This is a genomic window from Nocardia sp. NPDC059154, from assembly GCF_042755705.1.
GTDB lineage: Bacteria > Actinomycetota > Actinomycetes > Mycobacteriales > Mycobacteriaceae > Nocardia.
In genome coordinates this window covers 35500-50228 of record NZ_JBHZCS010000023.1, presented here as the reverse complement: position 1 = coordinate 50228, position 14729 = coordinate 35500, and the positions used below count along the sequence as shown (strand labels likewise).

General features: G+C 63.3%; 11 protein-coding genes. 7 read left to right on the top strand and 4 right to left on the bottom strand.

The genetic code is table 11. The annotated features are described in order from the left end of the window. Positions 1-23: 23 nt before the first annotated feature. From ACFXN1_RS20900 to ACFXN1_RS20875, 6 genes are all read left to right on the top strand, one after another. The gene (locus ACFXN1_RS20900; protein ID WP_379438041.1) at positions 24-1175 is read left to right on the top strand and encodes an alpha-hydroxy acid oxidase; all 1152 of its coding nucleotides are present in this window, start codon (positions 24-26) and stop codon (positions 1173-1175) included. 13 nt (positions 1176-1188) lie between these two features. Beyond that, complete coding sequence (locus ACFXN1_RS20895) at positions 1189-1854, top strand: fumarylacetoacetate hydrolase family protein (RefSeq protein ID WP_379437992.1); 666 nt, start codon at positions 1189-1191, stop codon at positions 1852-1854. Between the two features lie 186 nt (positions 1855-2040). Further along, entirely contained in the window at positions 2041-4371 is a 2331-nt protein-coding gene (locus ACFXN1_RS20890; RefSeq protein WP_379437993.1) for a transketolase C-terminal domain-containing protein, read from the top strand. Between the two features lie 19 nt (positions 4372-4390). After that, a complete protein-coding gene (locus ACFXN1_RS20885; RefSeq protein ID WP_379437994.1) occupies positions 4391-5491 on the top strand; it encodes a 2-oxo acid dehydrogenase subunit E2 in 1101 nt (366 codons plus the stop codon). A gap of 149 nt (positions 5492-5640) precedes the next feature. Beyond that, positions 5641-7215 (top strand): long-chain-fatty-acid--CoA ligase, encoded by a 1575-nt coding sequence (locus ACFXN1_RS20880; RefSeq protein WP_379437995.1) that lies wholly within the window; start codon positions 5641-5643, stop codon positions 7213-7215. Positions 7216-7237: 22 nt separating this feature from the next. After that, positions 7238-8182, top strand: coding sequence for a hypothetical protein (locus ACFXN1_RS20875; protein WP_379437996.1), 945 nt, complete (start codon positions 7238-7240; stop codon positions 8180-8182). A 210-nt stretch (positions 8183-8392) separates the two neighbouring features. On the opposite strand, the gene gnd is transcribed toward ACFXN1_RS20875, so the two are convergent. The 4 genes from gnd to pgi all read right to left on the bottom strand — a co-directional run bounded on the left by gnd (position 8393) and on the right by pgi (position 13301). Next, a complete protein-coding gene (gnd, locus tag ACFXN1_RS20870; protein WP_379437997.1) occupies positions 8393-9412 on the bottom strand; it encodes a phosphogluconate dehydrogenase (NAD(+)-dependent, decarboxylating) in 1020 nt (339 codons plus the stop codon). 35 nt (positions 9413-9447) lie between these two features. Continuing rightward, the gene (gene tal, locus ACFXN1_RS20865; RefSeq protein WP_379437998.1) at positions 9448-10560 is read right to left on the bottom strand and encodes a transaldolase; all 1113 of its coding nucleotides are present in this window, start codon (positions 10558-10560) and stop codon (positions 9448-9450) included. 76 nt (positions 10561-10636) lie between these two features. Continuing rightward, complete coding sequence (fgd, locus tag ACFXN1_RS20860; RefSeq protein WP_379438043.1) at positions 10637-11641, bottom strand: glucose-6-phosphate dehydrogenase (coenzyme-F420); 1005 nt, start codon at positions 11639-11641, stop codon at positions 10637-10639. Positions 11642-11648: 7 nt separating this feature from the next. Then, entirely contained in the window at positions 11649-13301 is a 1653-nt protein-coding gene (gene pgi / locus ACFXN1_RS20855) for a glucose-6-phosphate isomerase (RefSeq protein ID WP_379438045.1), read from the bottom strand. A 324-nt stretch (positions 13302-13625) separates the two neighbouring features. Between pgi and ACFXN1_RS20850 the strand changes: the two genes are divergently transcribed. After that, positions 13626-14390 (top strand): DeoR/GlpR family DNA-binding transcription regulator, encoded by a 765-nt coding sequence (locus ACFXN1_RS20850; protein ID WP_379437999.1) that lies wholly within the window; start codon positions 13626-13628, stop codon positions 14388-14390. Positions 14391-14729: the final 339 nt, after the last annotated feature.

Genomic DNA, 14729 nt, shown 5'->3' with positions numbered 1-14729 from the left:
AACGGAGGTCCGCGCTCGTGAAGATGCAGGACGCAGTCAACGTCGACGACTTCCAGCGGCTCGCGCGGAAAAGGCTTCCACGACCGGTTTTCGACACGCTCGAAGGCGGTGCGGGAGACGAGGTCTCGCTCCGGCGAAACAGGTCGGCCTTCGACCGCATCGAGTTCCGGCCCCGTCCCTTGGTCGACGTCGCAAAAAGGGACCTCTCGACGACTGTGCTCGGTGAGCACCTCTCGATGCCGATCATGCTGGCGCCCACCGGCGCCGGCCGCGTCGCACGTTCCGGTGCCGAACTTGCCGTGGCCAGGGCGGCGGCACGAGCCGACGCGGTTTACATGCAAAGTACGGTGACGGCGTTTCCGCTCGAAGACGTCGCCGCGTGCACCTCGGCGAAGCTCTGGTTCCAGCTCTATCTACCACGCACGCCGGAGGAGACCGCAGATCTGCTTCGGCGGGTCAAGGCCGCGGGCTACCGGACGCTGTCGATCACGATCGACACCGCGGTTTTCGGCAATCGCGAGCGCGATGCCCGCAATAAGCTGCTGAGCCGGCCACCATGGCACCCGCAGATGCTCGCCACAGGTCTTACGCGACCCGCCTGGGCGATGGATTTCCTGCGCGGGAACTTCGGGCCGTGGCGGCCCGGGGGCCGGTCCCGGCTGAGTCTGGAGCAGACGCGCGAAACCATCATGTCTTCGTCCTATTCGGTGACCTGGGACGACATCGAGCTCGTCCGTTCGTTGTGGGACGGGCCGTTGCTGGTCAAGGGGCTCATGCGCGGGGATGAATGCGATCGGCTGGTGGCAGCCGGGGTGGATGGCGTGGTGGTGTCCAATCACGGTGGCCGCCAGCTCGACGGTGTTCCGGCCACCGTAGATGTGCTCTCTGAGGTCGTTGACGCTGCCGCTGGCCGACTAGAGGTGTTTCTCGACGGAGGCATCCGACGAGGCAATGACGTGGCCAAAGCGCTTTGCCTCGGTGCTGCAGGGGTCTTTGTCGGCCGGCCCTATCTGTACGGGCTCGCGGCAGGCGGTGAGGAGGGCGTGGTCCGGGTGATCGAGCTCCTGCGCGCCGAGTTGGACAGGGCCATGGCCCTGCTCGGTGCCGCCACAATTGCCGACCTGGACTCCAGCCTTGTCTCCGGAGCCCGGGTAACCACCCCTGTGTCGTCGTAGGAAGGGAAAACTGATGCCGTTGTCCATCGACGTGCCCGGGAAGATCATCGCCGTCGGGCTCAACTATTACGACCATGCCAGAGAAATCGGAGTCGATGTGCCCGACATTCCGATGCTCTTCGGGCATTGGCCCAACGCGCTGATCGGTCCAGGTGACCCGATCGTTTTGCCGGACCCTGCGCTCGATCACCAGATCGACTACGAGGCCGAGCTCGCGGTGGTGATCGGAGAGCGAGTACGGGGGATCTCGGCCGCGGAGGCACTCGACGCTGTTGCGGGCTATTGCGCCTTCAATGACGTCAGTGCCCGAACACTGCAGCGAACTGCCGGTGGCGGACAGCAGACCATGGGCAAGTCGCTCGATACCTTCGATCCCGTGGGCGCCATGACATCGGCTGCGGAACTACGTGATCCGCAGCGGCTGCGGATCCGCACGATTCTCAACGGGCAGATCATGCAGGATGGCAACACCTCGGACATGATCTTTCCGGTGGCGGAGGTGATCGCCTACCTGACCCGGACGATCACCCTCGAGCCAGGGGACCTGATTGTCACAGGCACTCCCGCCGGGATTGGTGTGCTTCGCAACCCACCGGTCATGCTGCGGCCCGGGGACGAGGTGACGATCGACATCGAAGGCCTGGAGCCGTTGACCAATCCGGTTCATGCCAGGGCTTGACCGCGGCGCAGGACCTCTGATTCGGAACTCGTCGGCGACATCTCCGCCTCCACATCCGGCACCGTGCAGCGGACACAGCACTCGTGTTCGAAAGATCGGACCTGAATCTCTGCGGAGCTCGGTCCGCAACCTCTTCTCGCTTCGGCGGCCGCGCTGCGGCGCCAGTCACCTCTCCGGAGTTCAAACATGACAGTCCCAGCGACATTTCGCACCGATCTCGACTCCTCCTCGCCCGACCCACTCGCGGACATCGAGCGTCGTGTGCTGTGGCTGGCGACCGCAATGGTGCACCACGCCAACCGAATTCGACCCAACCCGGGCGGACTGAAGGTCGGCGGCCATCAGGCGTCGTCGGCATCGATGGTCACGATCATGACCTCGCTGTGGTTCGAACAGTTGCGTGCCGCCGACCGTGTGTCGGTGAAACCTCATGCCTCGCCTGTGTTGCACGCGATCAATTACCTGCTCGGCGAGCTCGATGAGAAGTACATGACGACCCTCCGGGAATTCGGTGGACTTCAGTCGTATCCCAGCCGTGCCAAGGACCCGGATCCGGTCGACTACTCGACCGGATCGGTGGGGATCGGGGCTACCGCCCCGATCTGGGGCGCTTTTGCTCGCCGTTATGTCGATGCCGCGTTCGGCGCAGTTGGCATGGGTCGTCAGTATTCCCTGGTCGGCGATGCCGAACTGGACGAAGGCGCGGTGTGGGAGGCGTTGCAGGACCCGTCGGTTCCCGAACTCGGCGAGATCGTGTGGATCGTAGATCTCAATCGGCAATCGCTCGACCGCGTCGTACCCAACATCGCGGCAGGCAAGCTCGAGAAGATGTTCGCCGCAGCTGGCTGGCAGGTCATCACCGTCACATTCGGCCGACTGCTGGAGTCACTGTTCGCCCGCCCCGGCGGTTCCGCGCTGCGCGCACGGATCACCGCCATGCCCAACGCCGAATACCAGCGACTGCTGCGCTGCGACGCGGACGACCTGCGCACCCGGCTGCCCGGTGCGGGCAGCGACGCAGGCGAAATCGCGGACCTGCTCACCTCCGTGGACGACACCATGCTGCTGGCCGCGATCCGCAACCTGGGCGGCCACGATCTCGATGCGTTGCGCGCCGCGTACGCGAGAATCGACGACACCAGGCCGACTGTGATCATCGCCTACACGATCAAGGGCTACGGGCTGCCGACCGAAGGACACCCCCAAAACCACTCCTCATTGTTGACCGTGCAACAGTTCGATGAGCTCGCCGGCCAGCTCGGCATGGACTCGGCCCGGCCGTGGGCTCGCTTCGATCCCGACACACCTGCCGGTAAGTTGTGCGGCGACGCCGCGCGGCGGCTGCATCGTGACGACCCCGCCGCCACGGTCCCGCCCGTGGTGCCGGCCGACTTCGGCCGTACGCCGACCGGGACATCGACAACCCAGGCAGCACTGGGCCGAGCGCTGCTGGACTTGAGCAGGCAGGCTCCCGACGCGGCACGGCGTGTGGTTACCGTCAGCCCGGACGTCAGCTCGAGCACCAACCTCGCCGGATGGCTGAACAAGGTAGGGGTTTGGTCGCCGACCGAACGACACAACTGGTTCGCCGACGACGCCGAGACCATCATGCACTGGCGGGAAAATCCCACCGGGCAACACATGGAACTGGGCATTGCCGAAACAAACCTGGTCGGGCTGCTGGGAGAGCTCGGCGCGACCTGGAGCCGCTGGGGGCAGCCGCTTTTCCCGATCGGAGTGCTTTATGACCCGTTCGTGGAACGTGCCCTCGAACCCTGGTCCTACGGCATCTACGCGGGCGGCCAGTCCATCCTGGTGGGTACCCCGTCCGGGGTCAGCCTGGCGGCCGAAGGTGGGGCACACCAGTCGATCAAGACACCGTCGATCGGGCTGGAGCAGCCCGGCTGCGTGAGCTTCGAACCCGCGTTCGTGGTCGAGGTGGAGTGGATGCTGCTCGACGCGATCGGCAGGCTCGGCCGTCCCGGCGGCGGCTCCACCTATCTGCGGCTGTCCACCAGGCCGGTCGATCAAGCCCTCGCCGGCATGCCGCAAGATTCGGCGGCCAGGGAACGCCGGCGCCGTCACGCCGTGGCCGGCGCCTACCTGTTGCGCGCGGCGTCGGGCCGCCCTGCGGTGACGCTGGTCGGCATGGGCGCGATGGTCACCGAAACCCTCGCCGCGGCAGACCGTCTCGCCGAGATGGGAATCGACGCGGACGTCGTCAGCGTCACCTGTCCCGGCCGATTGTTCGACGCTGTGCAGGCACGACGTGGGCTCTGTGATGCCCCCTCGTGGATTCTGGACCAGGTCTTTGCTGCCGATCGCGCCGCGCCGATGGTGACCGTTCTCGACGGCCACCCGCACACACTGACCTTCCTGTCGACAATCAACCATGTCCCGACCACCTCGCTTGGCGTCAGCAAGTTCGGCCAGGCCGGCGGACTTCACGAGGTTTATCGCTACCACGGCATCGACACCGAGTCCATCGTCCGAGCCGCCCTCGACCTGGCGCAATGATCACGAAACGGAACAACCCATGAGCACCCCACCGCAGGGGACCACCGTCACCCTCCCATCCCTGGGCGACTCGGTCACCGAGGCCACTGTCACCCGCTGGCTCAAAAACGTCGGCGACACAGTGGAATTCGACGAGCCACTGTTGGAAGTCGCGACCGACAAGGTCGATACCGAAGTCCCCTCGCCCGCGCCGGGAGTTCTGGTGGAACTTCTGGTCGCGGAGGACACCACAGTCACGATCGGCGACGCGCTGGCTATCATCGGCCCCGCCGAGTCATCGCTTGAAACGCCGGCCCCGGTGCTGTCCGCGGAGCCAGTCGGTACCGCAATCGCCGCCGAGCCTGCGGTGGTCGAGGATCAACTGGCGCCTCCGCTCGCCGCAGTGCAGCCGATCACGGCCATGGAAGAACGAGTGGAGAAGCTTCCGCGCATCCGGCAGATCATCGGCGCGCGCATGCACGAATCGCTGCAGAAAACCGCCCAGCTGACCACCGTGGTAGAGGCCGACATCACCGCGGTGGCGCAGCTGCGCGAAGCACATAAAGCGGAATTCGCAGCCCGCACCGGCGTAAAACTGTCGTTTCTGCCCTTCCTGGTCAAGGCCACAATCGAAGCCCTGCACGAGCATCCGCTACTCAATGCGTCTGTCGACCCCGACTTCACCCGGGTCACCTACCACACTGGTGTCCGCCTCGGTATCGCCGTGGACAGTCCACGCGGATTGATGGTGCCGGTAATCGGCGACGCGGACCACCTTGGTGTGGAGCAGCTTGCGGTCGCTATCGCCGAGGCCGCCGATCGTGTGCGCACCGGCCGCATCGGTCCGGACGAAATGACCGGCGGCACGTTCACCATCACCAACACCGGCAGCCGCGGCGCCCTGTTCGACACTCCGATCATCAACTATCCGCAATCTGGCATCCTCGGCACCGGAGCGATCGTCGAACGATTTGTCCCACTCCGCGATTCGTTTGGCAACCGGACGTTCGAAGTGCGGTCGATTGTGCACTTGGCGCTGAGCTACGACCACCGGCTAATCGATGGTGCTGACGCGGCCAGGTTCCTGGCCACTGTCAAAAATCGCATCGAAACTGGCTTCCTCCCTGCCGATCTGAACTGAACCGGCTGCGTACTTCCTGGTTCGCTGCTGTCGCCACACAGCAGTTGAAGCTGGACATGTGAAGTCTCCGCTTCATATGGCCTGTGCTCGTTGGCTTCTCGATGTAATTAGCAATGTTTCCGGATATCAGCCTCTCTGACAGGAGTTCTATGCAGACACAATCGCAGGCGCAGCCGCTTGCCTCGCGGCGCGTTCATTGGGCCAATCACGTTGCTCGGCATGCTCTGATGAAACCGGACGCCACTGCAATTCGCTATCGCGGCATATCGACGAGCTGGCGCACATTGGAGGATCGGAGTTCGCGTCTCGCGGCTGTGCTGAGCGGGATGGGGGTGAGGGAGCGCGACAGGATCGCGTTGTTGCTCACCAATCGTCCTGAGTTCATCGAAGTGATGCTTGCAGCGAACAGGCTGGGCGCCACGGTCGTGCCGTTGAACTTCCGTCTCAGTCCGACGGAGGTCGAGTTCATCGTCACGGACAGTGGTGCGGCGGTGGTCATCGTCGAAGACTCACTCCTCGACGCGGTCTCCACGGTGTCGCGCTCGGTTCCGCACATTGTGGTCGGATCCGGGAGCGCGGGCCCTTCGCTCGAGGCGGAGATCTGCAACGTCACGGAGATTCCTCCGACCAATGATGTGGCCGAGGATTCACCTGCAGCGATCATGTACACCTCGGGTACCACGGGTAGGCCGAAGGGCGCGGTGTTGTCGCATCAGAATCTTCAGATGCAGGCGCTGGCTTTGATCCGTGCGTGGCAGCTCTCCAGCGACGGATCCGAGGTCAACCTTGTGACTTCGCCCCTCTTTCACATCGCAGCGCTGGCTACCGTGGGTCCCTTTCTTTTGATCGGCGCCACTATCGTGTTGCATCCGACTGGCGCATTCGATTCAGGAGAGGTTCTCGACTGTCTCGAGCGAGAACGTGTGACAAGCGTTTTCATGGTTCCGACGCAATGGCAGGCGATCGTCGACGACACCAGTCTGCCCGATCGTGATCTGAGTTTGCGTGTTGTCTCGTGGGGTGCCGCCCCGGCGTCGACCAGCTTGCTCATGCGCATGAACGAGGTGTTCCCTGGCGTATTGAACGTGGCGCTTTTCGGGCAGACCGAGATGTCTCCGATCACGTGCATGCTCGACGGGACGGATGCTGTACGCAAGATCGGATCGGTGGGGAAGCCGGTCGACACTGTCGCTGTCCGGGTGGTGGATGAGGATATGAACGATGTGCCGACCGGAGAGGTCGGGGAGATTGTCTATCGTGGTCCTGGTCTGATGGAGGGCTACTGGCGAAATCCGGTGGCAACTGCAGAGGCATTCGAGGGCGGATGGTTCCACTCCGGAGACCTTGTCCGCGTAGATGATGAAGGATTTGTCTACGTCGTCGACAGGAAGAAGGACATGATCATCTCCGGGGGCGAGAATATCTACTGTGCCGAGGTAGAGAACGCCATCGCGGCACATTCCGATGTCATCGACGTCGCTGTTATCGGAAGGGCTGACGACCACTGGGGTGAGATCCCGGTCGCGGTTATCGTTGCTCAGCCTGGTACGACGATCACCGTCGATACTCTGGCGGACTGGCTGGTGGGTCGCGTGGCGCGCTACAAGCGCCCGAAGGTCGTCGAGTTGGTGGACGAGTTGCCGCGCAACGCGAGCGGGAAGGTCGTCAAAGGCGCACTCCGAAGCCGGTATGGCTCAGTCGGGCTCGTGCCTGAGGCATCCTGAACGAGAGCGGAAGTGGTCGATCATGGGGAGACGCGAATGCTCCCCGTTCGGCGTGGTGGAAGCGACAGATAATGTCGCCATGCCCCTTCCTCATGCGCGCGGACGACTCGACTGGTCGGACTTGTCGGTGCTGGTGAGGTGGTATCGCGATCCGGGCGTCGAGCTGCCCGTCGGAGCGTGCGGGCGGATCCATCTCAACGATAAGCGAACGGCGATCCGAGTCGATCACCGAAAGTACCTGGCGGAGAGGGTTTGTCGGCGGAGTGACTGTGAGACATCCGGTACGGCCGTGTTCCGTAAGAACCGTGGTTACACGGTGAAGCTGCCCGGTGAGCTACCGCGTCCGACTCGTGAGATGGCCCGTGCAAGTGCGCGTTTGACGCGATTCAGCACTGCTTTGCGCCAGCTTATCGTGGATTCGGCGCAGCGCGAACACGATCCGGCGAAGCTCCACGGCCCCGCGCCTGATTCGATCGGCCAGGACTCCGGGTGTCGGTGTCGAGAGTTTGCCGCACTGATGGAGACCGGGCGCACGGATACGCTCTTGGCATTCGGCGAGGCCGAGATTCGCACGGTGCTGGATCACGAGCACGGCGGTCAGGCCGTTGGCAACAACCTACGATTCCTGCTCTATCACGTCCTGGACGTGTACCTGCGCACCAACCTGATCGTCGCCGTCGGACTCGAGGACAGGTGTCAGGAATGGGGGTCGATGACGCCCGATAGCCGGTTCCGCAGGCAGGTGCTGCACGACTGCGACGGGCTGACCTTCCTCCCGAACGCTCGCCGCTTCCTCGAAAACGACGTCTACATGGTCGACCGCCGTGCCACTGAGCAACTCGTGGAGGCGTGCTTCAGCTATCTGGCCCACTACGAACTGCTGTGCCGGGCAGTGGGCCGCGATGCCGACTGGACCGCACTCATCCACCCTGAATTAGGACTCGCCTGGTCGCCGGCCTCCGCATGACGCACACCCGCAGTGCGCGCGGGGCCGCGACGCGGAACTCGCCCAACTCGGCCCGACCGGCTATCGGCCACTCCGTGACACCCTGTAATAGGCGGCCGGGCCAGCGTAGCGGCGCCGGGCACGTGGCATCCGGTCTGTAAGGCCCGGCGTAGCCATCGCGCCCACCGGATTTGCCTCACCGGTAGGACTTTTGGATAGTCCCGTCCATTCTCACGATGTCGCAGGCTGTTCGAAGTGTCCGCCGAAGGCTTTTCGCATGGCGGACAGCGCCTTGTTCGCGTAATCGGCCTCACCTCTCGAGGCGAACCGCTCCAACAGTGCAGCAGTCAGTACATGAGCTGGGACGCCTTCGTCTATGGCGGCCTGCACGGTCCACCGCCCTTCGCCGGAATCGGCTACCCGGCCGGAGAACTCGCTGAGTCCTGGGTCGGCGTATACGGCGGCGGCTGTGAGATCCACGAGCCAGGAACTGACTACGCTGCCACGGCGCCATGCTTCGAGGATGGCGGGGACGTCGAAGTCGTATCGGTAGAAGTCTGCATCTGGCAGCGGTGCGGTTTCTGCGTCGGATGCGCGGGCAGCGGCCCCGATATTGGCGTTTCGCAGTATTGCCATGCCCTCGGCCAACGCCGCCATCTGGCCGTATTCGATGCCGTTGTGCACCATTTTCGCGAAGTGCCCGGCTCCTGCGGGACCACAGTGCACGTATCCGTGCTCTTCACGTGCGGGCGTTCCATCCCGGCCTGGTGTGCGTGCGCAGACTTCGGTGCCCGGTGCCAGGGCGCGAAAGATCGGGTCCACTCGGTTCGCGACCGTCGCGTCGCCGCCGATCATCAGGCAGAATCCGCGTTGGTCGCCGTAGACGCCGCCGCTGGTTCCGACATCCAGATAGTGGATGCCTCCCTCTGCGAGACTGGCGGCGCGCTCGACATCGTCGCGGTAGAAGGAGTTTCCGCCATCGATGAGCACGTCGCCCGGTGCCAGCAATGGCCGCAGATCGGCTATTACCTTGTCGGTAACCGCAGCAGGCACCATCACCCACACGATTCGTGGCGGTTCCAATGCCTCGACCAACTCGGTGAGTGAATCCGCTCCCCGAATGCCCTCCGCTCGCAGCCGGTCGACGGTTACGGCGTCCGGGTCGTACACCACACACGTGTGCTCGGCTCGCGTCAGTCTGCGGGCCAGCCCTGCTCCCATCCGGCCGGCGCCGACCAATCCCAACTTCATGTAAATCCTTTGTTGTTCCTAGGAATTCGTCTGTTCTAGAACTCGGATCGATGGGCTGCCAGTGCGGTGGCGATGGTTAGGGTCAGCGTTCGCCAGGATTGCTGGAACTTGGAAACACCTTCACGCTCCAGCACGGCTCCGACTTCGTTCATGTCGATCCCAAGGGTCGCAAGTTGTTCGAACACCCGACGTGCCTCGTCGTACCGGTCGGTTACCTGGTTACCGCGAACCTGACCGTGATCGACAACCGCGGCCAGCGTCGGCTCCGGCACGGTATTCACCGTGTTGGGTGCCACGAGTTCGATCACGTAGCGCGTGTCTTCGTATGCGGGATCCTTGACGCCGGTCGATGCCCAAAGCGGCCGTTGCGGACGGGCTCCGGCCGCAGCCAACGCACCCCAACGCTCGCCCTGGAGCGTGTGCTCGAAGGCCTGGTAGGCGAGTATTGCGTTTGCGATCGCTGCCCGACCGCGCAGCGCTTTTGCTTGATCAGTTCCGAGTGCGTCGAGCCGCTTGTCCACCTCGGTGTCGACACGCGATACGAAAAACGATGCCACACAGGCGATCTTCGTCAGATCATGCCCATTCTGAAGCGCCAGGTCCATGCCGTCGAGGAAGGCATTCAACACCTCGCCGTACCGGTCGAGGGAGAAGATCAATGTGACATTGACGCTGATGCCCTTTGCCAGACAGGCTGTGACCGCACTCAACCCGGCTGGGGTGGACGGGATCTTGATCATCACGTTGGGTCGGGCAACCAACCACCACAACAGGTCGGCTTCCGCCACGGTTCGATGGATGTCGTGTGCCCATCCCGGATCGACTTCGATCGAGACAAGGCCGTCGCGGCCGTCGCTCGCTTCGTATACCGGTCGCAAGACATCGCATGCTGCCCGCACATCGCCGCACGCAAGGATGCGTGCCACGTCGGCAGGTGAAACCCCGAGGCGTGCAAGGTTGCGGAGATCGGCATCGTAGTGCTCGGAATCGTGCAGCGCGTCATGGAAGATCGTCGGGTTGGTTGTCACGCCGACGACACCCTCGCTGATCAATCGCGCCAGATCGCCTGAAGTCAGCCGCTGCCTGCTGAGGTCGTCCAACCAGATGGAAACGCCCTCGTCGGCCAGTAGTTTCAGCGTGTTACTCACAAGGGCTCCCTCTGTGATGGCTTGTTCTGTCAGTCTTTTGCACCGGCTGTATGCGTGACCCGGCGCGAAAGCGCGCTCAGCTCAGTGCGCGCAGTCTGGGCAGGATGTCTTCGGAGAACTGGCTCAGGAAGCGTTCCTGATTGTGGCCGGGCCCATGGAACACCAGGTGATTGAGCCCGGCATCGAGGTAGGGCTTGATCCCTTCGATGGCTTCTTCGGGGTCTGACGCGACGATCCATCGCTTCGCCACCTGTTCGATGGGAAGCTGGTCGGCTAATTCCTCCATCTCGACGGCCGAACCGACACTGTGCTTCTGTTCGGCGGTCAGCGACAGCGGCGCCCAGAATCGCGTGTTGGCCAGTGCCTGTCGGCGATCGCGGTCATAGGACAGTTTGATCTCGATCATCTTGTCGATGTCGTCCGGATTGCGCTGCGCCGCAGCTGCACCCGCGGAAACCGCCGGCATCAGCTTGTCGTTGTAGAGCTCCATGCCCTTGCCGGAGGTGCAGATGAAACCGTCTCCGGTCCGCCCGGCGTACTTGGCGACAACCGGGCCTCCGGCGGCGATGTACACGGGAATCGGCCTCTCTGGGCGATCGTAGATGTTGCCCTTGACGGTCGTGTAGTACTGGCCTTCGAATGACACGTCGGTGTCGGTCCAGAGTTGGCGCATCACCGTGATGGCTTCGCGTAGACGGGCGAAGCGCTCTTTGAATTCTGGCCATTCCCGGCCGGATACAGCGATCTCGTTCAGGGCCTCACCGGTGCCGACACCGAGCATCACGCGCCCACCGGAGAGGAGAGACATGGTGGCGAATGCTTGAGCGATCACCGCAGGGTTGTAGCGGAACGTCGGGGTGAGGACGCTGGTGCCGATCTGGACGCGGCTGGTGCGCTCGGTGACCGCGGCCATCCATGCCATGGCGAACGGTGCGTGGCCGCCCTGATGCCGCCACGGCAAGAAGTGATCGGATACGACCACGCTGTCCAGGCCGAGCTCCTCAGCGCGAACGGCGTATTCGACCAGGTCACGCGGACCGAACTGCTCAGCGGATGCCTTGTATCCGACCTTCATCTGCATCGGTTGACTACTTTCGATTGGTGACCGGCGGCGGGCCGGGGTTGCTGGCGGCGGCGTCAACGTTCCGAACCCGGCGGTAGCGGGCGATCAGCGCGTTGGTGGAGCTGTCGTGCGCTGGTTCGCACTGACCCTCGATTTCGTCGAGAATCCTTGTTGCCAGGGCCTTTCCGAGCTCGACACCCCATTGGTCGAAGGAATTGACGCCCCAGATCCAGCCTTGGGTGAAGACCTTGTGCTCGTACAGTGCGATCAGTTGGCCGAGTGTGTAGGGAGTGAGTTCCGGCAGCAGGATCGTGTTACTCGGGCGGTTTCCGGGGAACTGCCGATGGTCGCGCAATTGGGCTGGCCCGTCGGCGATTTCGGGCTTTCCGAACGCCAGCGCCTCGGACTGCGCGAACAAGTTGGCCATCAACAGATCGTGATGCCCGGGCAGCTCATGGTCGGGTCGCAGAACGCCTATGAAGTCACAGGGTACGAAACTTGTGCCCTGGTGCAGCAATTGGAAGAACGCATGCTGCCCGTTCGTTCCGGGCTCTCCCCACAGGATCGGTGCGGTGTCGACGCTGATCGGTTTCCCGCTTCGGTCGACCGATTTGCCGTTGCTCTCCATGTCCAACTGCTGCAGATACGCAGGTAGTCGCGACAATCGCTGGTCATAGGGCAACACCGCGTGGGTCTGCGCATCCCAGAAGTTGCGGTACCAGATTCCGAGCAGGCCGAGCAGCACGGGAATGTTCCGCCGCAGTGGTGCGGTACGGAAGTGCTCGTCCATCGAGTGTGCGCCGGCCAAGAACCGCCGGAACCGCTCCGGTCCGATCGCGATCATCAATGACAGGCCGATCGCGGAATGCACCGAGTATCGTCCGCCAACCCAGTCCCAGAACTGGAACATGTTGGCTGGGTCGATTCCGAACTCGGTGACCTCGCGAGCGTTGGTCGAAACGGCCACGAAGTGTTTTGCGACCGCCGCCTCGTCCGGCAATGCTGCCAGCAGCCATCGCCGTGCTGTTCGGGCATTCGTCAGCGTTTCCACGGTGGTGAAGGTCTTGGATGACACGACGAACAGCGTGGTGGCCGGTTCCAGGGTATGAAGAGCCCGAGCCAGGTCGTGGCCGTCGGCGTTGGATACGAACCGCACATCGAGTGTGTCATCGGCGAATCCCCTGAGGGCTTGAAAGGCCATGGCAGGCCCGAGGTCCGAGCCGCCGATACCGATGTTGACCACCGCGCGGATCGGCTCTCCACTTGCACCGAGCCAGTTGCCCGACCGAACGCGACTCGCGAAGTTCTCCATCTGGTCCAGCACCTGCTGGACGTCGGGAACGATCTCGCGTCCGTACGCTTTGACGACGGAGCCGGAGGGCGCCCGCAGCGCTACGTGCAGTACTGCCCGGTTCTCTGTGACGTTGATGCGTTCGCCGCCGAACATGGCCGCGATGCCGGAGGAAAGCCCTCTCTCCTCGGCCAGCTGCAACAAGAGATCGATGGTCTCAGCGCTGACGAGGTTCTTCGAATAGTCGAGTACAAGCTCGTCGTCGACGACTGTCATGACCGGTCCGCGGTCCGGCTGCGCCTCGAACAGGTCGGTGATCCGCGTGCCGCCCATACGGCGACGGTGACGTTCTAAGTCCGCCCATGCGGGTGTGGAAACCGTACTCACGAAACCTCTCACCTGTTCGTAGCTCGGAAGCTCGTCGCTGGCGGTGTGGGTCCAAGCGTGCAGACTCAGTGCAGACTCATGCAGAAGGGTGCATGCATGCTTGTTATCGCGCAGCGATCCGGTCGGTGCACTCCGCCGTGCATCGGCTTTACGCGTCACCTACCGAACTTCTCCAATGACGGAGGCCGTACTGCTCGATTTCGGGCCATCATTGCACGAAAGCATGCAATACAAAGATAAGTCTGTCAATGTTTCGCGCAGCACCGCGTACCATCCGAGAAGTCACGGACTTGGGCATGGCCCTGAACACCTGGGAGGTAACCGTTGCTCGCCAGCTCTCGTCGGCGCGAGATCCTCGGTCGGTTGATCACTGACGGCTACGCCGGAGCCAAGGAGCTCGCGCAGGAGTTGGGTGTCGATACATCCACCATTCGGCGCGATCTGGACATGCTCGAACGTGACGGCCAGATTCAACGCACGCACGGCGGGGCGCGTCCTGTCCCCGGCGTGACCGCCGATCTGCCGTACTCCCAGAAGCGCGGTGTACGGCTGAGCGAGAAGGCAGCCATCGCCCGCGTCGCTGCGGCCCGGATCGAGGACGGCGACACCGTCATCCTCGACAGCGGGTCGACAACCTACGAGGTCGCGGTCGCTTTGCGTCACCGCGAGGAGTTGACGGTGATCACCAACGACTTGCACATTGCCGAATACGTCGCGGGCCTCAACCGCTTCCGGCTACTCGTCGCGGGAGGCGAGGTTCTCGGAACGGTGTACACCCTGGTCGGTGATCGTACGGTCGAATTCCTCAGCGACTACGCTGCAGACTGGACGGTCCTGGGTGCCGACGCGGTGGATGTGAGGTCAGGAATCACCAATACGAACACCCTCGAGGTACCGGTTAAACGCGCCATGGTCGCGGCAGCGCGATCCACGATCGTGGTCGCCGACAGCTCGAAATTCGGCCACCGGGCCCTGGCCAAGGTTGCGGGTCTGGACGAAGTGGACCTGCTGGTGACCGACGCCGCGCTGGACGCCGCGGCGTGGGAGTCTTTCGGTGACAGACTCATTCGTGCGGATGTTCAGTCCTGAGCATCGGCGAGAGCGTGGAATCTTCGCCCAGTTACGCTTCTGCGGGATAGGTCGAACTCATTGTCTTCGGAAGGCTTCCCCGGCAACGACCGCAGCATCGAAGTGGCGCCTTCGCGAAATCACATCGAGCTCGAGGCACCGTTGACTCCTACAGGGCGGCCGTCAACGCAAACCTGGTGTAGACGGGCTGACCCTCGGCTCGCATAGCTCCTCGATTCTTGTGAATCCGACCTATTATCGACGTGTCGGGGCCGTTTACGTCGAGAGGTCAACTCATGCGTGGCTGCGACAACAAGGTGCGGTCGATCGGATCCGAAGATCCGCGGGCGCGCCCACCAT